The 19,865-nt window shown below is 70.1% G+C and carries 18 protein-coding genes; 10 read left to right on the forward strand and 8 right to left on the reverse strand.

Going from position 1 to position 19,865, the window contains the following annotated elements:
- Window positions 1-167: 167 nt before the first annotated feature.
- The 6 genes from BLS95_RS28990 to BLS95_RS29010 form a co-directional block, all read right to left on the reverse strand.
- Window positions 168-1,325 carry a CU044_5270 family protein gene (locus BLS95_RS28990; protein ID WP_090938152.1) on the reverse strand — a complete coding sequence of 386 codons (1,158 nt, stop codon included), beginning with the start codon at window positions 1,323-1,325 and terminating at the stop codon, window positions 168-170.
- Window positions 1,322-1,852, reverse strand: a complete 531-nt coding sequence (locus tag BLS95_RS28995; RefSeq protein WP_245765350.1) for an RNA polymerase sigma factor — start codon at window positions 1,850-1,852, stop codon at window positions 1,322-1,324. Before BLS95_RS28995 ends, BLS95_RS28990 begins: the two co-directional genes overlap by 4 nt.
- Before the next feature lie 141 nt (window positions 1,853-1,993).
- The gene (locus tag BLS95_RS58150) at window positions 1,994-2,320 is read right to left on the reverse strand and encodes an HIT family protein (RefSeq protein ID WP_342742782.1); all 327 of its coding nucleotides are present in this window, start codon (window positions 2,318-2,320) and stop codon (window positions 1,994-1,996) included.
- Window positions 2,236-2,487 carry an HIT family protein gene (locus BLS95_RS58155; protein WP_245765351.1) on the reverse strand — a complete coding sequence of 84 codons (252 nt, stop codon included), beginning with the start codon at window positions 2,485-2,487 and terminating at the stop codon, window positions 2,236-2,238. The genes BLS95_RS58150 and BLS95_RS58155 overlap by 85 nt, the downstream gene beginning before the upstream one ends.
- Window positions 2,488-2,507: 20 nt before the next feature.
- A complete protein-coding gene (locus BLS95_RS29005; protein WP_342742777.1) occupies window positions 2,508-3,734 on the reverse strand; it encodes an MFS transporter in 1,227 nt (408 codons plus the stop codon).
- Between the two features lie 182 nt (window positions 3,735-3,916).
- Entirely contained in the window at window positions 3,917-4,429 is a 513-nt protein-coding gene (locus tag BLS95_RS29010) for a TetR/AcrR family transcriptional regulator (RefSeq protein ID WP_090938162.1), read from the reverse strand.
- A 53-nt stretch (window positions 4,430-4,482) separates the two neighbouring features.
- On the opposite strand from BLS95_RS29010, the gene BLS95_RS29015 reads away from it, so the two are divergent.
- Window positions 4,483-5,646, forward strand: a complete 1,164-nt coding sequence (locus BLS95_RS29015) for a cysteine desulfurase family protein (RefSeq protein WP_281250047.1) — start codon at window positions 4,483-4,485, stop codon at window positions 5,644-5,646.
- Here BLS95_RS29015 and BLS95_RS29020 read toward each other — a convergent pair.
- Complete coding sequence (locus BLS95_RS29020; RefSeq protein ID WP_090938167.1) at window positions 5,639-6,703, reverse strand: DUF695 domain-containing protein; 1,065 nt, start codon at window positions 6,701-6,703, stop codon at window positions 5,639-5,641. The two genes, BLS95_RS29015 and BLS95_RS29020, sit on opposite strands and share 8 nt — an antisense overlap.
- A 67-nt stretch (window positions 6,704-6,770) precedes the next feature.
- Between BLS95_RS29020 and mnmA the strand changes: the two genes are divergently transcribed.
- On the forward strand, window positions 6,771-7,835 hold the full coding sequence (gene mnmA, locus BLS95_RS29025; RefSeq protein ID WP_090938170.1) for a tRNA 2-thiouridine(34) synthase MnmA: 1,065 nt from the start codon (window positions 6,771-6,773) through the stop codon (window positions 7,833-7,835).
- Window positions 7,836-7,880: 45 nt separating this feature from the next.
- Here mnmA and BLS95_RS29030 read toward each other — a convergent pair whose 3' ends face one another.
- Entirely contained in the window at window positions 7,881-8,513 is a 633-nt protein-coding gene (locus BLS95_RS29030) for an MBL fold metallo-hydrolase (RefSeq protein ID WP_090938171.1), read from the reverse strand.
- 24 nt (window positions 8,514-8,537) lie between these two features.
- Between BLS95_RS29030 and BLS95_RS29035 the strand changes: the two genes are divergently transcribed.
- From BLS95_RS29035 to gatB, 8 genes are all read left to right on the forward strand, one after another.
- On the forward strand, window positions 8,538-9,545 hold the full coding sequence (locus tag BLS95_RS29035) for a methionine synthase (protein WP_090938174.1): 1,008 nt from the start codon (window positions 8,538-8,540) through the stop codon (window positions 9,543-9,545).
- A 35-nt stretch (window positions 9,546-9,580) separates the two neighbouring features.
- The gene (gene ligA / locus BLS95_RS29040) at window positions 9,581-11,758 is read left to right on the forward strand and encodes an NAD-dependent DNA ligase LigA (protein ID WP_090938177.1); all 2,178 of its coding nucleotides are present in this window, start codon (window positions 9,581-9,583) and stop codon (window positions 11,756-11,758) included.
- A 441-nt stretch (window positions 11,759-12,199) separates the two neighbouring features.
- Complete coding sequence (locus BLS95_RS29045; protein ID WP_090938980.1) at window positions 12,200-14,272, forward strand: putative bifunctional diguanylate cyclase/phosphodiesterase; 2,073 nt, start codon at window positions 12,200-12,202, stop codon at window positions 14,270-14,272.
- Window positions 14,273-14,409: 137 nt separating this feature from the next.
- Window positions 14,410-15,792 carry an AAA family ATPase gene (locus BLS95_RS29050; protein ID WP_218136032.1) on the forward strand — a complete coding sequence of 461 codons (1,383 nt, stop codon included), beginning with the start codon at window positions 14,410-14,412 and terminating at the stop codon, window positions 15,790-15,792.
- A 115-nt stretch (window positions 15,793-15,907) separates the two neighbouring features.
- On the forward strand, window positions 15,908-16,207 hold the full coding sequence (gene gatC / locus BLS95_RS29055) for an Asp-tRNA(Asn)/Glu-tRNA(Gln) amidotransferase subunit GatC (RefSeq protein ID WP_090938184.1): 300 nt from the start codon (window positions 15,908-15,910) through the stop codon (window positions 16,205-16,207).
- The gene (gene gatA, locus BLS95_RS29060; RefSeq protein WP_090938188.1) at window positions 16,204-17,694 is read left to right on the forward strand and encodes an Asp-tRNA(Asn)/Glu-tRNA(Gln) amidotransferase subunit GatA; all 1,491 of its coding nucleotides are present in this window, start codon (window positions 16,204-16,206) and stop codon (window positions 17,692-17,694) included. The genes gatC and gatA overlap by 4 nt, the downstream gene beginning before the upstream one ends.
- Before the next feature lie 20 nt (window positions 17,695-17,714).
- Window positions 17,715-17,915, forward strand: coding sequence for an AAA family ATPase (locus tag BLS95_RS57020; RefSeq protein ID WP_090938191.1), 201 nt, complete (start codon window positions 17,715-17,717; stop codon window positions 17,913-17,915).
- Between the two features lie 97 nt (window positions 17,916-18,012).
- Window positions 18,013-19,518, forward strand: coding sequence for an Asp-tRNA(Asn)/Glu-tRNA(Gln) amidotransferase subunit GatB (gatB, locus tag BLS95_RS29070; protein WP_090938194.1), 1,506 nt, complete (start codon window positions 18,013-18,015; stop codon window positions 19,516-19,518).
- The last annotated feature ends 347 nt before the right edge of the window (window positions 19,519-19,865 follow it).

Consider the following 19,865-nt stretch of genomic DNA (forward strand, 5'->3'; position numbering starts at 1 on the left):
CTTGGCCAGGCGGCCCGACTCGTTCGATGCGGGCCGGCGCCGGCCCGGCTTCGGCACCGTCCATCCGGTAGAGCTCCGAGAAGCCCTTGATGCCGAACAGCGGTCCGCACCACAAAGATCGAATCCAGGGCGGATTCCAACACCTCGTCGACGGCTGCCTCTCGCGATCATTCGACGCATCCCTTGCCGGCAACGACTGGGGGACCGGGGCATGACGTGGGGAGTCGGGGAAGGGTGTCCATCCAGCCTGAGCCGTGGTGGACGAGCTCCTGGTAGACAGTGCCTGGCCGCAGGCCGGTGAGTCCGGTGATGCCGGGCGGGTCGTAGGTCCACGGCTTGACGATGACGTGCTGGATCGAAAGCAGGGCACCGTCGGACTCGTTCACGATCAGCCGCCGCTCAGCCTGTCCGTCCGCCAGCACGTCCGTCCATCCGACGGCGAGCCCCCAGCGGCCTTCCGCATCCCGGACGCGGCCCACGGCGCGGGTGCCAGGCAGGTCCGCGACCATCCGGTAGAGGGCGGCGCGGGTGCGCGCCGAGATGGGCGCGTACTGCAGCAGGTCCAGGGACAGGTCCAGAAGCCAGGAGGCCTTCCTGGGCAACGAGGCTTCCGCGGGCGGTGACGGCCAGTTCGCCATGCTCCTGCTGTACGCGGGCCAGAACGACAGCAGCCGTTCCCTCAGCGCGCCCGGCTCCTGAGGCAGTGCGAGCAGCTCGTTGACCGGGAGCGTGAGCCCTTCGTCGCGGAACGGCCAGTCGCTTGACATGAACATGTACCGCGTGCGCCCGAACGGTGCCGTGTCGTTCTCGCAGTCGGTGTCGTTCCCGCAGAGTTCGGGCGCACCGGCCCGCCGCCAAGCATCCTCGTCCACCGCCGAGGCCGGCACGCTCGGCATGCCGCGCTGCGCCAGCACCAGGACCTCCGCCGGGTCACGAGGGACCCACCGGCTCGTCTGGACTCCGGTCTTGATCTGGTACGGGTGCTCGGCCGAACCGATGATCTCCTCTCCCAGGACACGGCCTTCCACATGCCAGTAGCGGCCGGAGGCGTCCGGTTGCGCCGCCGCCCGCTCAGCCACCGTGTCCAGTGGGTTGGCAGCCGGGTCGCCGAGCAGATGGCCCGTGGACACATCGCCTCCGATCAGCCGGGGTAGCGCCATCACCCCGATGACCACCGCCGTGGCCAGCGACGCGGCCACGGCCCCGACCCACCGGCCCCGCCGCTTCTCCCGGTGCGGGAGCTCGGCGATCGCGGGCTCAGCCGGCCCGCCGAGATCGGCAGGGCGAGCAGCAGCCAGGACGTCCAGTACGTTCCTCCGCTTCACCACTCCTCCTCAGGGACGAGAGCCCGCTGCCGGGGAGTCGTCATCACATCGTTCATGGCGGCCTCCAGCCGCCGCCGGGCACGGTGCAGCCGGACGAAGAAGGCCGACCGCGTACTGCCCACCACCTTGGCCGCCTGCGCCGAGGTCAGCCCGTGCCAGGCGATCAGCGTCAGGACCTCCTTGTCCGCGTCGCTCAGCGTGGCCAGCGCGCGCAGCACAGTGGCTCGCTCGGCCACCTCGTCAGCCACGTCCGGACCGGCCTCCTCGGCCCAGACACGCAGCGCCTCGTCCAACGCGGCCCGGCGGAGCTCGCCCCTGTAGAGCTCGCGCGTCACGTTGCGCGCGACGCCCAGCAGCCATGGCAGCCCGGCCTTGGCCGGCATCTCGTCCCGCCGCCGCCAGGCAACCATGAAGGTCTCGCTGACCACTTCCTCGGCGAGTTGGAGACCGCATCTGCTCACCGCGTACGCGTACACCCGAGGACGGTACGTGTCGAACATCGCGCCAAACTGTTCGTCATTCAGCACACAGGCTCTCCTTCAACGGCTCCCTCATCAGGTAATGGCCGCAAGCGGCGCGGTCTTACATCGCAGCCACAAGTCCCATGACCCCGGACACGAGCCAGCCGGTTGCCGGGGAATCCGCAGGGGACTCCCAGGCCGGTCTGCCTACAGTGCTTGTCTGATGCGGGTGGCCAGGTCCTCGGCCTGCTCCCGTGTCCACGGGATCAGGCCGTTCTCGGACATGAGCGCGTGATACTGCTGCCTCTCGTACGGGGTGCCCGGCGGCAGCGGGGCGACGTGCCAGTGCAGATGGGAGTTGCCCTGCTGGCTGCCCAGCGACAGCACGTACGTGCGCTCCGACGGCACGACCGACTCCACGGCCAGGGCGACCTTCCTGACCACGCGCATCAGGTCGAGGTAGGACTCCTCGTCCAGGTCGCGTACGACGTGCTCGACGTGCCGCCGAGGGCTGACCAGGAGGTAGCCGGGCAGGGTGGGTAGCCGGAGAGGAAGGCGAGGTGCCGGTCGTCCTCGTAGACGATCTGTTCGAGAGCGTATTCGGGGTCGCGTGCGACGATGGCGCAGATGAAGCAGGGGCGTGACTTCACCCGCGCCTCGTACGCCCGGACGTCGAAGGGCACGTTCCGTTCAAGATCCATCCCCTGATGATGTCAGCCGGTCAGGCTGCGATCTCGGCTGGTTCCGGGATCGGGAGGGGGGTGATGGCGGCCGGTTCGCGGCGGGGGAGGAGGCGGGAGGCCAGTGCGATGAGTGCGCCCAGGAGGATTCCGATGCCGAGGGCCGTGCGCAGCGAGGTGGCGTCCGACAGGAAGCCGATCACCACCGGGCCCAGCAGCAGTCCGGCGTACCCCATGGCCCCCGCCTGGGCGATCGCCGGGCCCGGAGCGTCGGTCGCGGTCCCCGCCAGCGACAGCGTCAGCGGCGAGATCGTCGCCACGCCCAGCCCGACGAAGAACATCGCCGGCAACGCCATCCCCGCCGTCGGCGCGAGCAGCACGACCGCGAAGAACCCGGCCGTGGCCACCCCGGACACGGTCAGCATGCCCCGCACCCCGAACCTGATCCGCAGCCTGTCACCGGTGAGCCTGGCGATCAGCATGCCCGCCTCGAAGACCGGGTAGCCGAGCGCGGCCAGGGCCTCGGGGGCGCCGAGCTCGTCACGCATGTAGAGGCCGTTCCAGTCGGCGACCGTGCCCTCGACCATGAAGGCGAAGAACATGATCGCGCCCAGCAGGTAGATGATCGGCGGCATGCGCCGGCGCGCCGCCGTGGCCGTCCGGGCCGCCGGGGACTCGGCCAGGTACGTACGGCCGATCAACACCATGACCGGCAGCGACACCAGGCCGACGAGCGCCACGTGGGTGGTGAACGGCAGGCCCAGCGCGATGGACAGGCTGCCCAGCCCGCCCGCGGAGATGGCGCCCACGCACCAGCCCGCGTGCATGCCGTTCATCAGCGGTCGCCCGTACGCCTGCTCGACCGTCGAGCCCTGGGCGTTCATGGCCACGTCGACCGTGCCGAAGGCCATGCCGAAGAACGCCACGGCCGCCAGCAGTGTCGGGAGGTTCGGGGCGAAGGCCACGGCCGGCAGGCCCAGTGCGGTAAGCGGGCCGCCCACCCGCAGGATCGTACGGCTCCCGGTGCGGGCCATGACGGGCCGCATGGTCTGCATCGTCACCAGCGCGCCCAGGCCCCACACCAGCAGAATCGAGCCGATCTCGGCCTCGGACAGGCCCAGCTTGTCGGTCAACGCGGGAATGCGCACAGTCATGGTGCCGACCATCAACCCGCCAAGAACAAAGGTGAGGATTGCCCCGTAGCGTGCGTTCCTCAGCTCGTTCGTCATGAGTTCATACCTCGCAAAATCTATACGTTTTGGTGACATTTGCGGCACGTTGCGGTGCGCGGATCGACGGGCCGCACGGGGGTCAGGCAGGGCGGCATGGTTCGCGGGGGTCGGGGCATGGCGGAGCCGTGCGGACGTAAAAGTAGGCGTGGCTCGCCAGGGGCAGGCTTCAAGGGCACGCGGGCGCGAACAGGCCAGGGGACGTGCGATGCGGGCCGGGGTCAGGCGGTGGAGGCGAGCAGGGCTCTCAGCCGGGCTTCCAGGGCCTGGAGGTCGTCCTCGGAGTTGAGCCCCGGGTCGTGGCTGGCCACGTCCCAGAGCCCCTCACACGCGAGCCGTGCGATCTGCGACGCCAGCGGGTCGGGCTCCTCGCTGAGCCCCTCGCGATGCCAGCGGGTCATCGCCTCCCGGAGCGGTGCGAGCAGGAAGAGGTTTCCCGACGCGCTCGTGACGACCGCCCATCGTCGCAACCTGCCCGAACGGACCGCGGCCATGGTGGCGCCGACATATCGCTCGGTGTAGGTTTCACCGGGCTGGGCGGCCACGAGCTCGTCGAAGTCCTCGATCAACCGCTCCACCATGCCCTTGATCAGGGCCTCTTTGGAGCCGTAGTGATAGAGCAGGCCACCCTTGCTGACGCCGGCCCGGTCGGCCACGGCGGCCAGGGTGAGCGCGGCCGAGCCCTGGTCGCAGAGGAGACCCTCTGCCGCGTCCAAAAGCTCATCCCTGCGCATGCCTCTACTGTACCGTCCGGACGGTACAGTCGCAAACGAGATACCCTGAGCACGTGACCAGACCGTCGGCCTATCTTGATCATGCGGCTACCACCCCCATGCTGCCCGAGGCGATCGAGGCCATGACGGAGCAGCTCAAACGCGTCGGCAACGCGTCCTCGCTGCACGCCGCCGGCCGCCAGGTGCGCCGGGTGGTGGAGGAGTCGCGCGAGACGATCGCCGACGCGCTCGGCGCCCGGCCCAGCGAGGTCGTGTTCACCTCGGGCGGCACCGAGGCCGACAACCTCGCCATCAAGGGCCTCTACTGGGCGCGCCGACCGCGGCAGCGTGTCCTGATCAGCTCGGTGGAGCACCACGCCGCGCTCGATCCGGCCCAGTGGCTGGCCGACAGCCAGGGCGCCGAGGTCGAGCTGCTGCCGGTCGACGCGGACGGCCGGGTGCACCCCGACACGCTGCGGGCCGCCATCGACCGCGATCCCGACGGCGTCGCCATGATCAGCGTCATGTGGGCCAACAACGAGGTCGGCACGATCCAGCCCGTTCCCGAGCTGGCCGCCGTCGCGCACGAGCACGGCATCCCGTTCCACACCGACGCCGTGCAGGCGGTGGGGCAGGTGCCCGTGTCGTTCGCCGCCTCGGGGGCCGACGCGCTCACGCTGACCGGCCACAAGATCGGCGGTCCGCTGGGCGTCGGCGCGTTGCTGCTGGTCAGGGGGATGACGCCGGTGTCCGTGCAGCACGGCGGGGGTCAGGAGCGCGACGTGCGCTCGGGCACGCTCGACGCGCCCGCCATCGCCGGGTTCGCCGCCGCCGTCAGCACCGCGGTGAAGGACCAGGCGAGCCTGAGCGCCCGCCTGACGGCGCTGCGCGACGAGCTCATCCAGCGCGTACGCGAGGCGGTCCCGGACGTCGTGCTCAACGGCGACCCGGTCGACCGGCTGCCCGGCAACGCCCACTTCTCCTTCCCCGGCTGCGAGGGAGACGCGCTGCTGATGCTGCTCGACGCCAAGGGCGTGGAGTGCTCGACCGGATCGGCCTGCTCGGCGGGCGTGGCACAGCCGTCGCACGTGCTGCTCGCCATGGGGGCGGAGCCGGCGGCGGCGCGGGGCTCGCTCAGGTTCTCGCTGGGCCACACCTCGACCCGCGACGACATCGACCGGCTGATCGAGGTGCTCCCGGCCGCCGTCGAGCGGGCCCGCCGGGCGGGCCTCAGCTGAGGAAGGCCACCACGTTGGACCACGCCGGGTCGGCGGCCACGTCCACCCTGGGCTCGCCCTCCTCCCAGCTCACGATCAGCTCCTTGGCGTGGATCGCGGCGTCGCCGGTCGGGTCGGCGTACATGTGGATGATGCGATGCCCCTCCGCGCTCAGGTGCGCCGCCAGCACCGCGTCGCCGTGCAGCTTGAGCAGGCGGGCGGCCAGGCGCTCCTCGAAGTCGCGCAGCGCAGCCAGCGACTCGCCGACGGGCAGGCCGTTCTCGTCGCGGTGGGTGTACGGGAGGGTGATCACGATGTGCTGGTCGAACAGCGGATGGTCGACCGGGCGCAGCGGGTGGCGGGCGGTGGCGACGAGCGCCGCCCCGCTCGCGGTCTGGCCTTCGAGCAGCACCCACTCCTCGTCGGTGTAGCCCGAGGCCAGGTCGGCGACCACCGCGGGCAGGTGCACGGCCCCCACGGCGTCGATCGGCTCGAACGTGGCCGGCGTGATCTCCCCCACCCACCTGGCCACGTCGTCCTCGCCGAGCAGCCAGTCGAGGGCCAGCAGCGTGGCCTCCATCCGGGTGTCCTCGTCCAGCTCGCCGAAGATCGGATGGTAGGCGGACACGTCCACCCGCGGCTGGTTTCGTGGCACCCGCAGGCCCAGCATCAGCTTGTCCAGCGCGAACTCGTAGCCGCCCACGTCGAGCGTGAGCTCCAGCGCCTGCGGATTGGCCTGCCGTGACGGGTGGAACTCCCACAGCAGGTCGGACGGCGGCGCGGCCTTGGCCCAGCGGTGCGCGAGCGAGCGCAACTCGGCGTCGCCCGCCGCGGTCACGACCAGCGCGTGCGCGGCGTTCCTGCCGGGGGTCACCTCCCACACCAGACCTGGGTGGATCGCGGCCACGGCCGGGGCGAGCAGCTCCTCCAGCCCCTCCGCGGCGCCCGCCGCCTGGTCGCCCGCCAGGCCCGCCGCCACCAGTGAGTCGAGCCGTGGCCTGGTCTCCTGCCACCACGTCCAGAACTCGGCGATGCCGTCGCCCTTTTCTTCCGCGTCCTTGCGCCCGAACAGTCGCATGGGGTGAATACTCCCAGACCGAGGCCATGGTCGCGCACTCCCGCGCGGACAGTACGCTGGAACGGTCATGGGACTTCGTGTGCTTGCCGCCATGTCGGGCGGCGTCGACTCCGCCGTGGCCGCAGCCAGGATCGCCGAGGCCGGCCACGACGTCACTGGTGTGCACCTGGCCTTGTCGGCCAACCCGCAATCCCACCGCACGGGGGCCAGGGGCTGCTGCACGATCGAGGACTCCCGGGACGCGCGGCGCGCGGCCGACGTGATCGGGATCCCCTTCTACATCTGGGACATGGCCGAGCGCTTCCAGCGCGACGTGGTGGCGGACTTCGTGTCCGAATACGCCGCGGGCCGCACGCCCAACCCGTGCCTGCGCTGCAACGAGAAGATCAAGTTCTCGGCGGTGCTCGACCGGGCGCTGGCCCTGGGCTTCGACGCGGTCGCCACCGGGCACCACGCCCAGCTGGCCGACGGGGTGCTGTCCAGGAGCGTCGACCCGGGCAAGGACCAGTCCTACGTGCTCGGCGTGCTCACCCGCGAGCAGCTCAGCCACGCGATCTTCCCGCTGGGCCACTCGACCAAGGCCGAGGTGCGCGAGGAGGCCGCCAGGCGCGGGCTGACCGTGGCCGACAAGCCCGACAGCCACGACATCTGCTTCATCGCCGACGGTGACACGCGGGGCTTCCTGGCCCAGCGGCTCGGGGCGGCCGAGGGGCCGATCGTCGACCAGAGCGGCGAGGTCGTCGGCAGCCACCAGGGGGCGCACGGGTTCACGGTGGGGCAGCGCAAGGGGCTGCGCATCGACCGGCCCGCCGCCGACGGCAGGCCCCGTTACGTGCTGTCGATCGAGCCGGTGTCCAACACGGTGACGGTCGGGCCGCGTTCCGCGCTGGAGGTGACCTCGATCACCTGCGGCCGGCCGGTCTGGAACGGCCCGTCCCGCTTCGACGACCTCACTGTGCAGCTGCGGGCGCACGGCGAGGTCTACGGGTGCCGGTTCGAGGAGGTCGGCGGCGGTCTGCGCATCGACCTCGACCGGCCCGCCACCGGTGTCGCGGCCGGGCAGGCGGCGGTCCTCTACTCCGGCGCCACGGTCATCGGCTCGGCGACCATCGTCTCCGCCGCCCAGGCGTAACCGGCCCGCCGACTCCGGGAGGCACCGACCAGCTCGCCGGGGGTGTCAGCCGAGGGTGACCGACTCGCCGATCTTGAGGCGGCGCAAGTCGGCGTGCTGCTTGTCCGCCTCCTGCCGCAGCCAGTTGTCCACCAGGGCCAGGCCGATGTCGCTGAGCAGGATGTCGTGCGTGGAGAACGCCCTGGCCGGGCGCACGGCACGCAGGTATTCGATCATCTCAGGCAGCTTCAGCCAGGGCCCGCTGGTCGGGACCAGGAGGGTCGGCACCTCCACGGCCGGCACCGTGAGGGCGTCGCCGGGGTAGAACACCTCGTCGTCGAGCATGAAGCCGACGTTCTGGACGACGGGCACGTCCGGGTGGGTCTTGGCGTGCGACTCCCCGAACACCCGCACCCGGAATCCGGCCGTCTCGAACGCGTCGCCCTCGCGTACCACCCGGACCTCGGCCGGCACCTCGGTGAGCTGCGCGGCGACGGCCTCGCAGGTCCAGATCTCCAACTCCGGCGAGGCGGCCCTGAGCCGGTCGACGTCCACGTGGTCGGCGTGCTCGTGGGTGATGAGCACGGCGTCGGCGCCGTCGAGGACCGGGTCCTGGGTGAACGCGCCCGGGTCGACGACCAGGACCTTGCCGTTCTTCTCCACGCGTACGCAGGCGTGGCCGTACTTGGTGAGTTCCATCCGGCAGAGCCTACGCTGGTGCCCATGTCTACGTGGGAAGCCACCGGGGTGGGATCGCATCCGGGTGAGGATCATCTTGAGGCGATCAGAGTCGTGTTCGGCGAGGTGCCCGGGCTGCCGTACCTGCCCGAGTTGCCCGCGCGGGGGGTCGGCGCCGACCTGGTCGGGCGGACCGCGGGGTTGCTCGTCGACCTGTTCGTCGAGGTGCAGCCGTCCGGGTGGCGGCTGAGTGACCGGCCGGGGCGCGACCACCAGCGGGCCGTCGATCATCTGCGGCGGGACCTCGACGGGCTGGAGGAGGTCGGGGACGGCTACTCCGGGCCGTTGAAGCTGCAGGTGTGCGGGCCGTGGACGCTGGCCGGGGCGATCGAGCTCAAATACGGGGACAAGATGCTGGCCGACGCGGGGGCCGTACGCGATCTGACGGCCTCGCTGGCGCAGGGGGTCGCCGATCACTGCGCCGAGGTGCGGCGGCGGCTGCCCGGAGTGACGGAGATCGTGCTGCAGCTCGACGAGCCGGGGCTGCCGGGGGTGCTGGCGGGGACGGTGCCGACCGCGTCCGGGTTCGGGCGGCTGGCCGCTGTGGAGGGGTGGCGGGTGGAGGAGTCGCTGCGGCTGTTCGAGGCCCCCGTCGTGCATTGCTGCGCGCCCTCGGTGCCCTTCGGCCTGCTGCGTTCGGCCGGGGTGCGCGGGATCTCGGTGGACGCGGGCCTGCTGCGGCGGCGGGACGAGGACGCGCTGGGTGAGGTGATCGAGGCGGGGATCGTGCTCTTCCTGGGAGTCGTGCCGGGGACGGACGCGCGCCTCGCCGACGTGGGGGTGGTGGCCAAGCCCGTACGGGATCTGTGGCGGCGGCTGGGGTTCGCGGCCGATCGGCTGGCCGGGCAGGCCGTGTTGACACCCGCGTGCGGGCTGGCCGGGGCCTCGCCCCGCTACGCTCGTGCGGCGCTGGCGGCCTGCAAGAAGGCGGCCCAGGTGCTCAGGGACGATCCCGAGGGCGAGGGGCGTGTTCCTGTCGGTGGTCAGCGGTAGCGTTTGCTCAGGGTGTTGAAGGAAGGGGGCCCTTCGTGAGCGAGGTCGGTGGCGTTCCTGTTGACGCGCTCAAGCGGCATGCCGAGCTGAGCGAGCTGGTCGACGAGGCGCGCTGGCGCTACTACGTGCTGGACGCGCCGACGGTCAGCGACGCCCAGTTCGACGAGTGGTTCAGGGAGCTGCTCGCGCTGGAGGAGGCGCATCCGTCGCTCCAGACGCCCGAATCGCCCACGCAAAAGGTGGGCGCGCCGACCTCGGGCGACTTCGCGAAGGTTCAGCACCTCAACCGGCTGGAGAGCCTGGACAACGCCTTCAACGCCGCCGACATGGCCGCCTGGCAGGCGCGGATCGAGCGGCTGGCCGAGCGCGACCCCGGCCCCTACCTGTGCGAGCTCAAGATCGACGGGCTGGCCGTGGCGCTGGTCTACCGCGACGGCAAGCTGGAGCGGGCCGCCACCAGGGGCGACGGGCGCACGGGTGACGACGTGACGGCCAACGTGCGCACGATCAAGGGGGTGCCGCACCGGCTCACCGGCGAGGGCGTGCCGAGCCTGGTCGAGGTGCGCGGCGAGGTCTACATCCCGGTCGAGGGCTTCAAAAAGCTCAACGAGCAGCTCGTCGAGCAGGGCAAACCGCCCTTCGCCAACCCGCGCAACTCGGCGGCGGGCACGTTGCGGCAGAAGGACGCGCGCATCACGGCGCAGCGGCCGCTGCGCATGCTGGTGCACGGCATCGGCGTGTGGGAGGGCGCTCCCGAGCCGCGGGCGCAGTCCGACGTCTACGCGCGGCTGCGGGAGTTCGGGCTGCCGGTCAGCGATCTGTTCAAGGTGCTGCCGGGGCTGACCGAGATCAACGAGTTCATCGACCACTACCGCGTGCACCGGCACGATCCCGCCTACGAGATCGACGGCGTGGTCGTGAAGGTCGACGACTTCCGCATGCAGCGCGAGCTGGGCTCCACGTCCCGGGCCCCGCGGTGGGCGATCGCCTACAAATACCCGCCGGAGGAGGTCAACACCAAGCTGCTCGACATCCAGGTGGGCATCGGGCGCACCGGGCGTGTCACTCCGTACGCAGTAATGGAGCCCATCTCGGTGGCCGGCTCGACCGTCGAGCGGGCCACCCTGCACAACGCCGCGATCGTGGTGAAGAAGGGCGTGCTCATCGGCGACACCGTGGTGCTGCGCAAGGCGGGCGACGTCATTCCGGAGATCGTCGGGCCGGTGACGGCGTTGCGTGACGGGTCCGAGCGGGAGTTCGTCATGCCCACGCACTGCCCGGAGTGCGGGACCGCGCTCGCCTACGAGCGGGAGGGCGACGCCGACCTGCGCTGCCCCAACGCGCGGGGCTGCCCGGCGCAGATCCGCGAGCGCATCTACTTCGCGGCCGGGCGGACAGCGCTCGACATCGACGGCCTCGGCTACGTCGCGGCCACCGCGCTCACCCAGCCGCTGCCGCCGCAGCAGCCGGTGGTGCGCTCGGAGGCCGACCTGTTCGACCTGACGCTGGAGCAGCTCATCCCCATCAAGTCGGTGGTCCGCGACCAGGACAGCGGCCTGCCGAAGATCGACCCCAAGACCGGCGAGCAGAAGGTCGTCACGTTCTTCTCCAATCTCAACGGCGAGCCCAGCCAGAATGCGCTGAAGCTCATCGAGGAGTTGCAGCGGGCCAAGGAGACGCCGCTGGCCAGGGTGCTCGTCGCGCTGTCGATCCGGCACGTCGGCCCGCCCACGGCGCGCGATCTGGCCGACCAGCTGCGCTCGATCGACGCCATCATGAACGCCTCCGAGGAGGAGCTGGCGCAGGTCGAGGGCATCGGCCCGCGGGTGGCCGCCACCATCAAGGAGTGGTTCGAGGTCGACTGGCACCGGGAGATCATCGACCGGTGGAAGGCCGCCGGGGTGCGGATGGAGGACGAGCCCGCACCCGACAAGGGGCCGCAGACCCTTGAGGGGCTGACGTTCGTGGTGACGGGGACGTTGGAGGGTTATACGCGGGATTCCGCGTCCGCAGCCCTGACCGGCCTGGGCGGCAAGGTTTCTGGATCGGTGTCGAAGAAGACGTCGTTCCTGGTGGCGGGGGAGAACGCGGGGTCGAAATACGACAAGGCGGTCAGCCTGGGGGTGCCGATCCTCGACGGGGCCGGGTTCGAGGTGCTCCTGAAGGAGGGACCGGAGGCGGCCGCCGAGGCGGCGGTTACTCCTGAGGCTTGACGGGTTTTCTTGGCGGCGGCCGGACCGGACCAGGGTTTGACCGGGTGGGGGCGGCGCTCCTGACCTGATCCGAATCCGGCGGTGGCGGGTCCCCGGGACGGGGGCGGCGGTGGCGCGTTTCCGGGGCGGGACCGACCGGCGGCGGCGGGGGCGGTTCGGTTACCGAGGCGTGAGATAGGACACCGGCCGGCGGGGACGGCACCTTCGGGAAGCCGGATGGGAAATTCGCGCGGAGCGGTGTTGTCGTGCCGTTGTGTTCCGGGCTGGCGGCCTCTGGATCACCCGAGGTGCGTAGGTGTGCGAGCGTGAACGGTTTGCTACCTAGGGTGGTTTTTGGGTATATGTCGGAAAGGAGAAGTGACGGAACGTACGCGCTTGGTTTCGCGAAGTGGGGTGAAGGTCGTACCCTCCCATAGTGACCTAATGGGGGTTCTGTTACCGATGACTGACCCAACCGACACCCGCGACACCGGACCACGCGTCGGCACACCGCTGTGGGCGTTCCTTGCGGGGATAACCGTGATCGGCTTCACCGCGCTGGTGGTGGCCATGCTCCGGCTGGACGCCGCCGAGTTGGTGGAGCTCGCCCGCACGTCGTTGTTCTGGGTGCTGGCGGTGCTGGTGATCCTGGGCGAGCTCAGGCCCGTGATGGTGTCCTCCGCGGCGCCCGTGGGCGGCACCTATCCGTCCACCATGTTCACCTTCGCCGTGTTGCTGCACTTCGGGTTGTCGGTCGCGGTGTTGATGCAGGCCGTCGCCGTGACCATGAACGGGGTGGTGACGCGGAAGTCGTGGCATCGGATCATGTTCAACATCGCCCAGTCGACTCTGGCGCTGACCGCGGCGGCCGTGATGCTGGGGATGTTCGGCATCGTGCCGACCCCGGCGGTGCCGTGGGTTCCGGGTGGCGGTGACCTGCTGGCCATCGGGCTGGCCGGGATCGCGTACTTCGCCACCAGGGCCACCCTCGTGTGCGGCGCGGTCGCGCTGCACGAGCGGCGTTCGATCACGCGCGTGCTGAAGGCCACGGTCGGTCCGCAGAGCCTCGTGTACGCCGGGCTGCTCGGCCTGGCGCCCCTGGTCGTCGTTGTGATGGACCATTCGCCCGGACTCGTACCGCTGTTCGTCGCCCCCCTGCTCGCCGTCTACTTCACCGCCACCCTCTCCATGCGCCGTGACCACCAGGCCATGCACGACGAGCTGACCGGCCTGCCCAACCGCAAGCTGCTCATCGTCAGCACGGAGGAGGCGCTGGCCGAGGCCCGCCAGGACGAGCGGGTCGGCCTGTTCCTGCTCGACCTCGACCGGTTCAAGGAGGTCAACGACACGATGGGGCACCCGGTGGGTGACCGGTTGCTGCAGATGGTCGCGCACCGGCTCACCCATTCCGTACGCCCCGGGGACGTCGTGGCCCGGCTGGGCGGTGACGAGTTCGCCGTGCTGCTGCCCTCGATCCGGGACACGCACGCGGCCAGGGAGGTCGCGGCCAGGTTGCGGGCGGCGCTGACCGAACCGGTACGGCTGGAGGGCATGACCTTCGACGTGGACGCGTCCGTCGGGATCGCCCTTTATCCGGATCACGCCCCCGACTTCGAGCTGCTGCTCCAGCGTGCCGACGTGGCCATGTACCTCGCCAAGGAGGCCCGTACCGGCGTGGAGCTCTACCAGCCGGACAAGGACCGCAACTCGCCCGAACGCCTCAACCTGCTCGGCGACCTGCGCCGGGCCATCGACAACCACGAGTTGCGGCTGCACTACCAGCCCAAGGTCAGCCTCGGCACCGGTGCCGTCCAGGGAATGGAGGCCCTGCTGCGCTGGCATCATCCGACGCACGGGCCGATCGCGCCGTCGGAGTTCGTCCCGCTGGCCGAGCAGTCCTACCTGATGCGGCAGCTCACCGCGTACGTGATCGAGGCCGCCCTGGAGCAGGCCGCCCACTGGTGGCACACGGGGCTGCGGGCGCAGATCTCGGTCAACATCTCCGCCCGCGACCTGCTCGACTCGGCCCTGCCGGAGCAGCTGGAGGTGGGCCTGGCCAAGTACGGGCTGCCGCCGGCGGCCATCCAGCTGGAGGTCACCGAGCGCATCCTGACCGGCGACCAGGCCTACACCCAGGAGACGATCAAGGCCCTGTCCACGCTCGGCGTGCCCCTGGCCCTGGACGACTTCGGCACCGGCTACTCCTCGCTGATCAGGCTCCAGGGCCTGGCGGTGTCGGAGGTCAAGATCGACGCCTCGTTCGTACGCCGGATCGCCGAGTCGGAGGGCGACGACCGGATCGTACGCTCGATCGTGGACCTGGTGCGCTCGCTCGGGCTGCGGTCGGTCGCGGAGGGCGTGGAGTCGGACGAGGTGGCGATGCGCCTGGCGGAGATGGGCTGCGACATGGGCCAGGGCTGGCTCTTCGGCCAGCCCATGCCGGCCACCGAAGCCACGACCTGGCTCCGCGACCACTTCGGGACGGACGCGAAGATCGAATACGAGTACCCGGCGGAAGTGGGTCGCTCAGCGTGAACAAGGCGATACCGAAGTCGAGTTCGTCGAAGTAGACTTCGACGAAGTGCACTTCGACGTAACTGGAGTCGGCTTTTTCTGCAAAACCGGAGCGGATTTTCGCCCGAGACGCCGAGTGGCGGGCCCTGGCCCAGTTCATGAAACGCAGCGAACGCAGCGGTGACCGCCCCAGGCTGGGAGTCGTCAGCGGGCGGCGTCGTCAGGGAAAGACGTTTCTGGTGGAGTCGCTCGCCCACGAAACAGGCGGGTTCTACTTCGAGGCGACGGAGGCCACGGAGACCGAGTCACTGCGCCTGTTCGCCGCAGCGCTCACCGAGCACGTCGGCCAACCTGCGCCGTTCAGCTTCGCGAACTGGGACGACGCGATCAAGCAGCTCTTCGTGATCAGCGCCGAGCGGCGCGAACTCGTGGTGATCGATGAGTTCCCCTACCTCAGCAAGGTTTCGCCGGCGCTGCCCTCCATCATCCAGCGGGAGATCGACAGGGCGGTCTTCAGGGATGCTCCGGTGTCCTTGCTGTTGTGCGGTTCCGCGATGTCTGTGATGGGCCGTTTGCTGGCGGGCAGTGCTCCCTTGCGCGGTCGGGCATCGCTGGAGATGGTGGTCCGCCCATTCGACTATCGACTCGCCGCCCAGTACTGGGGCATCACCGATCCGCGGCTGGCCGTGGAGGTCCATGCCGTCGTAGGGGGAACCCCTGCGTATCTCCCACTCGCGAACGGCGACACACCGGATGGCCCGGACGACTTCGACGACTGGGTGCGCCGAACGGTGCTTCGGCCCACTGCCCCGGTGTTCAAGGAGGCTCGTTACCTCCTGAAGGAAGAGGCAGAGGTGCATGATTCCGCGATGTATCACTCGGTGCTGGCGGCGGTGGCCGCGGGAAACTGCACGCGGGGAGGGATCGCCGGCTACGTGGGACGCAAGGCGGCCGACATAGGTCACCACCTCAACGTCCTGGAGGATTCTTGCTTCCTGCGCAGGGAGCCTGACGTCTTCCGCTCATCGCGTTCGGTCTATCGTGTCTGCGAGCCGCTGATCAACTTCTACCACGTCGTCATGCGGTCACGATGGGGGTCGCTGGAGAGTGGCAGAGCGGCGAACGTGTGGAAGGATTCCCGCGCCAGATTCCGGGACCAGGTGCTGGGGCCGCACTTCGAGGAAATGTGCCGTCAGTTCGTCCTGCTGCACGATGACTCGTACGAAGATCCCGGTGAGATCGGCGCGGGGGTGGTCGTTGACCCCGTGCGGCATGAGCAGATCCAGATCGACGTGGCGGTTTTCGCGGCCGCCATGCCCGGTGAGCGCAAGCGCGTTCTCTCGCTCGGCGAGGTGGAGTGGGGTAGGACCATGGGCCCTGGACACGTGGACCGGCTCCGAAGGGCCAAGGATCTGCTCGACGCCAAGGGCTACGACGTGAGAGACACCGTACTGGTGTGTTACAGCGGCGTTGGATTCGACGGTGCGCTGGCCGGGGAGCGTGGCGTGCGGACCGTTGGGCTGGGTGAGCTTTACGGGTGAGTGGTCTGGGGCGGGGACTGTGTTGCCAGGGTGTTAATGGTTCGGGGCTGCTGCGTCAAGGCCCCTAGGATGGCAGTGTCCAAAGATTCCATCCACGAAACGGGTTCAACGACTCATGTCCGCCATAACCCGCGACGAGGTCGCACACCTGGCCCGGTTGTCCAGGCTGGCGCTCACCAACGACGAGCTTGACCACTACGCCACCCAACTTGATGCCATCATCGAGGCGGTCGCGAAGGTGTCCGAGGTCGCCGCGGTGGACGTGCCGCCTTCGTCGCACGCGCTTCCGCTGACCAATGTCTTCCGCGCCGACGAGGTGCGACAGTGTCTGACGCCTGAGCAGGCCCTCTCCGGTGCTCCCGCCGTCGAGGACGACCGCTTCCGGGTTCCGCGCATCCTCGGGGAGGAGGCATGAGTCTGATCCGCAAGACCGCCGCCGAGCTGGGGGCGATGATCGCCGGTGGTGAGGTCTCGGCCGTCGAGGTGGCCGAGGCGCATCTCGACCGCATGGCCGAGGTGGAGCCCAAGGTCCAGGCGTTCCTGCACGTCGATCGCGAGACGACGCTCGACCAGGCGCGGGCCGTGGACGCCCGGCTCCGGGCAGGCGAGAAGCTCGGGCCGCTGGCCGGCGTGCCGGTCGCGCACAAGGACATCTTCGTCACGCGCGACATGCCGACGACGGCCGGGTCCAAGATCCTTGAGGGCTGGCGGCCGCCTTACGACGCCACCGTCACCGCGCGGCTGCGCGCGGCCGGGCTGGTCATCCTGGGCAAGACCAACCTCGACGAGTTCGCCATGGGCTCCTCGACCGAAAACTCCGCCTTCGGCGCCACGCATAACCCGTGGGACCTGACCAGGGTGCCGGGCGGGTCGTCGGGTGGTTCGAGCGCGGCGGTGGCGGCTTATGAGGCGCCGCTGTCGACGGGCACCGACACCGGCGGGTCGATCCGGCAGCCGGCCTCGGTCACCGGAATCGTAGGCATGAAGCCGACATATGGTGGTTCGTCCCGTTACGGACTGATCGCGTTCGCCAGCTCGCTCGACACGCCGGGCCCGTTCGCCCGTAACGTGCTCGACGCGGCGCTGCTGCAGGAGGCGTTCTCCGGCTACGACCCGATGGACTCCACCTCGGTCGACCAGCCCGTGCCGGCCGTGGTCGAGGCCGCCCGCAACCCCGACGTGGCCGGCATGCGGATCGGCGTCGTCAAGGAGTTCGCCGGTGAGGGCTACCAGCCGGGCGTGCTGGCCCGCTACAACGAGGCCATCCAGCTCCTGGAGTCGCTCGGGGCCAAGGTCGTCGAGATCTCGTGCCCGGCGTTCAGGACGGCGCTGCCCGCGTACTACCTGATCGCGCCGTCGGAGTGCTCGTCCAACCTGGCGCGCTTCGACGCCATGCGGTACGGCCTGCGCGTCGGCGACGACGGCACCCGCAGCGCCGAGGAGGTCATGGCGCTGACCAGGGCCGCCGGTTTCGGTCCCGAGGTCAAGCGGCGCGTCATGCTGGGCACGTACGCGCTGTCGAGCGGCTACTACGACGCCTACTACGGCCAGGCACAGAAGGTGCGCACGGTCATCTCCCGCGAGTTCGAGGCCGCCTACGAGCAGGTGGACGTGCTGGTGTCGCCGACCACGCCGACCACGGCGTTCCCGATCGGCGAGCGCGCGGACGACCCGATGGCGATGTACCTCGCCGACCTGTGCACCATCCCGTCCAACCTGGCGGGCAACGCGGCCATCTCGGTGCCCTGCGGCCTGGCCGACGAGGACAACCTGCCGGTGGGCCTGCAGATCATGGCCCCGGTGCTGGCCGACGACCGCTGCTACCGCGTCGGCGCCGCCGTCGAGAAGGCCCTGGAGGGCCGCTGGGGCGGTCCGCTGCTGGCCAAGGCGCCCGAGCTGTAGGCGGGGAAGGGGACGGCGGCGTGCTCACGCGGATCGAGATCGACGGGTTCAAGTCCTTCCTGGACTTCGGACTCGACGTGCCGCCGTTCCTCGCCCTCGTCGGGCCCAATTCGAGCGGAAAATCCAATCTGCTCGACGCGCTGGCGTACGTACGCACGGCGGTGCCGGCGCAGGCGTCTCCGCGTGGGGTGCGCGACTACCTGAGTACGGGCAGGACTTGACGTTTTCCGGCCTGATCACCGAGGGAGACACGGATGAGCCTTCCTCACTGCCGAAGCGATAGCTTGAAACGTAACGATCTGAACTAAGGACCTCACCATGACTGCCGGTACGCTCATGCCGTACGACGAAGCGCTCGATCGGTTCGAGCCGGTGCTCGGGCTGGAGACGCACGTCGAGCTGGGCACCAGGTCGAAGATGTTCTGCGGCTGCAAGACGACCTTCGGCGCCCCGCCCAACACGCAGGTCTGCCCGACCTGTCTGGCGCTGCCCGGGGCGCTGCCGGTGGCCAACGCCGCGGCCATCGAGTCGACGATCCGGATCGGGCTGGCGCTCAACTGCTCGATCGCCGAGTGGTGCCGCTTCGCCCGGAAAAACTACTTCTATCCGGACATGCCGAAGAACTACCAGATCTCGCAGTACGACGAGCCGCTCTGCTTCGACGGCTACGTCGACGTCGAGATCGAGGGCCAGACCGTGCGGATCGAGATCGAGCGGGTGCACCTGGAGGAGGACACCGGCAAGTCCACGCACGTGGGTGGCGCGACCGGGCGCATCCACGGGGCCGACTACTCGATCGTCGACTACAACCGGGCCGGCATCCCGCTGGTCGAGATCGTGACCAAGCCGATCCCGGGCACCGACCGGATGGCGCCCGAGGTCGCCAGGGCCTACGTGACCGAGCTGCGGGAGATCATGCGTTCCCTGGGCGTCTCCGACGTGCGCATGGAGGAGGGCTCGCTGCGGTGCGACGTCAACGTCTCGCTCATGCCGCGCGGCTCCGCCGAGTGGGGCACCCGTACGGAGACCAAGAACGTCAACTCGCTGCGCAGCGTCGAGCGGGCCGTGCGGAGTGAGATCGAGCGGCAGGCGGGGATCCTCGCCGAGGGCGGCAGGATCGTTCAGGAGACCCGGCACTTCCACGAGGACACCGGCACCACCACGTCCGGCAGGTCCAAGGAGGAGGCGCAGGACTACCGCTACTTCCCCGAGCCCGACCTGGTGCCGATCGCGCCCGACCCGGCGTGGGTGGCCGAGCTGAAGGCGGCCCTGCCGGAGCTGCCGTCCGTGCGGCGTAAGCGGCTGCAGGCCGAGTGGGGGCTGTCCGACCTGGACATGCAGGCCATGCACAACGCCGACGCGATCGAGCTGGTCGAGGCCACGGTCGCGGCGGGCGCGCCGGCGGCCGACGCGCGCAAGTGGTGGATGGGCGAGCTGGCGCGGCGGGCCAACGAGACCGGCACCACGCTGGCCGACCTGCCTATCACGCCCGCGCAGATCGCCAGGGTGACCGAGCTGGTGGCCTCGGGGTCGCTCAACGACAAGCTCGCCCGCGAGGTGCTCGACGGTGTGCTGGCCGGCGAGGGCACCCCCGACGAGGTGGTCGAGCGGCGTGGGCTGCAGATCGTCAACGACGAGGGCGAGCTTTCGGCCATCATCGACCAGGTGCTGGCCGACAACGCCGACGCGGCGGAGAAGGTCAAGGCCGGGAAGATCGCGGCGGCGGGCGCACTGGTGGGTGGCGTGATGCGGGCCAGCAAGGGCAAGGCCGACGCGGCCCGGGCCCGGCAGCTGATCCTGGAGAAGCTGGGAGTGAGCGACTGAGCGAGTAGCGGCCCCCGGGCGCGGCGCTTTCCCTGAGGCGCGGCGCTTCCCTGAGGCGCGGTACTTCGCTGAGGCGCGGTGCTTCGCTGGGGGGTCGCACGTCCGGGGGTCGCAGGTCCGGGGCCACGTGCGGCGCGCCACGTGCGGCGCGCCAGGTGCGGCGCGCCAGGTGCGGCGCTCCATGCTTCGGGCGCCCGGGGTGCCACGCCCCGGGCGCACTACATCAGCGGGATTGCGTCAGCGGGACTGTGCCACGCGGCTCTGCGCCACACGGGACTGCGCCACGCGGGACTGTGCCACGCGGCTCTGTGCGAGCGGGACTGCGCCAAGCGGCCTGCGGCAGCGGT

Origin of the sequence: Nonomuraea jiangxiensis (genome assembly GCF_900099965.1) — a bacterium.
Taxonomy (GTDB): Bacteria; Actinomycetota; Actinomycetes; order Streptosporangiales; family Streptosporangiaceae; genus Nonomuraea; species Nonomuraea jiangxiensis.

What these genes read in the sequence shown, in the direction of transcription:
- BLS95_RS58155 (WP_245765351.1), bottom strand. Translation starts at nt 2,487, where the DNA reads ATGGATCTTGAACGGAACGTGCCCTTCGACGTCCGGGCGTACGAGGCG.
- BLS95_RS29005 (WP_342742777.1), bottom strand. Translation starts at nt 3,734, where the DNA reads ATGTCACCAAAACGTATAGATTTTGCGAGGTATGAACTCATGACGAAC.
- BLS95_RS29010 (WP_090938162.1), bottom strand. Translation starts at nt 4,429, where the DNA reads ATGCGCAGGGATGAGCTTTTGGACGCGGCAGAGGGTCTCCTCTGCGAC.
- BLS95_RS29020 (WP_090938167.1), bottom strand. Translation starts at nt 6,703, where the DNA reads ATGCGACTGTTCGGGCGCAAGGACGCGGAAGAAAAGGGCGACGGCATC.
- mnmA (WP_090938170.1), top strand. Translation starts at nt 6,771, where the DNA reads ATGGGACTTCGTGTGCTTGCCGCCATGTCGGGCGGCGTCGACTCCGCC.
- BLS95_RS29030 (WP_090938171.1), bottom strand. Translation starts at nt 8,513, where the DNA reads ATGGAACTCACCAAGTACGGCCACGCCTGCGTACGCGTGGAGAAGAAC.
- BLS95_RS29035 (WP_090938174.1), top strand. Translation starts at nt 8,538, where the DNA reads ATGTCTACGTGGGAAGCCACCGGGGTGGGATCGCATCCGGGTGAGGAT.
- BLS95_RS29045 (WP_090938980.1), top strand. Translation starts at nt 12,200, where the DNA reads ATGACTGACCCAACCGACACCCGCGACACCGGACCACGCGTCGGCACA.
- BLS95_RS29050 (WP_218136032.1), top strand. Translation starts at nt 14,410, where the DNA reads ATGAAACGCAGCGAACGCAGCGGTGACCGCCCCAGGCTGGGAGTCGTC.
- gatC (WP_090938184.1), top strand. Translation starts at nt 15,908, where the DNA reads ATGTCCGCCATAACCCGCGACGAGGTCGCACACCTGGCCCGGTTGTCC.
- gatA (WP_090938188.1), top strand. Translation starts at nt 16,204, where the DNA reads ATGAGTCTGATCCGCAAGACCGCCGCCGAGCTGGGGGCGATGATCGCC.
- gatB (WP_090938194.1), top strand. Translation starts at nt 18,013, where the DNA reads ATGACTGCCGGTACGCTCATGCCGTACGACGAAGCGCTCGATCGGTTC.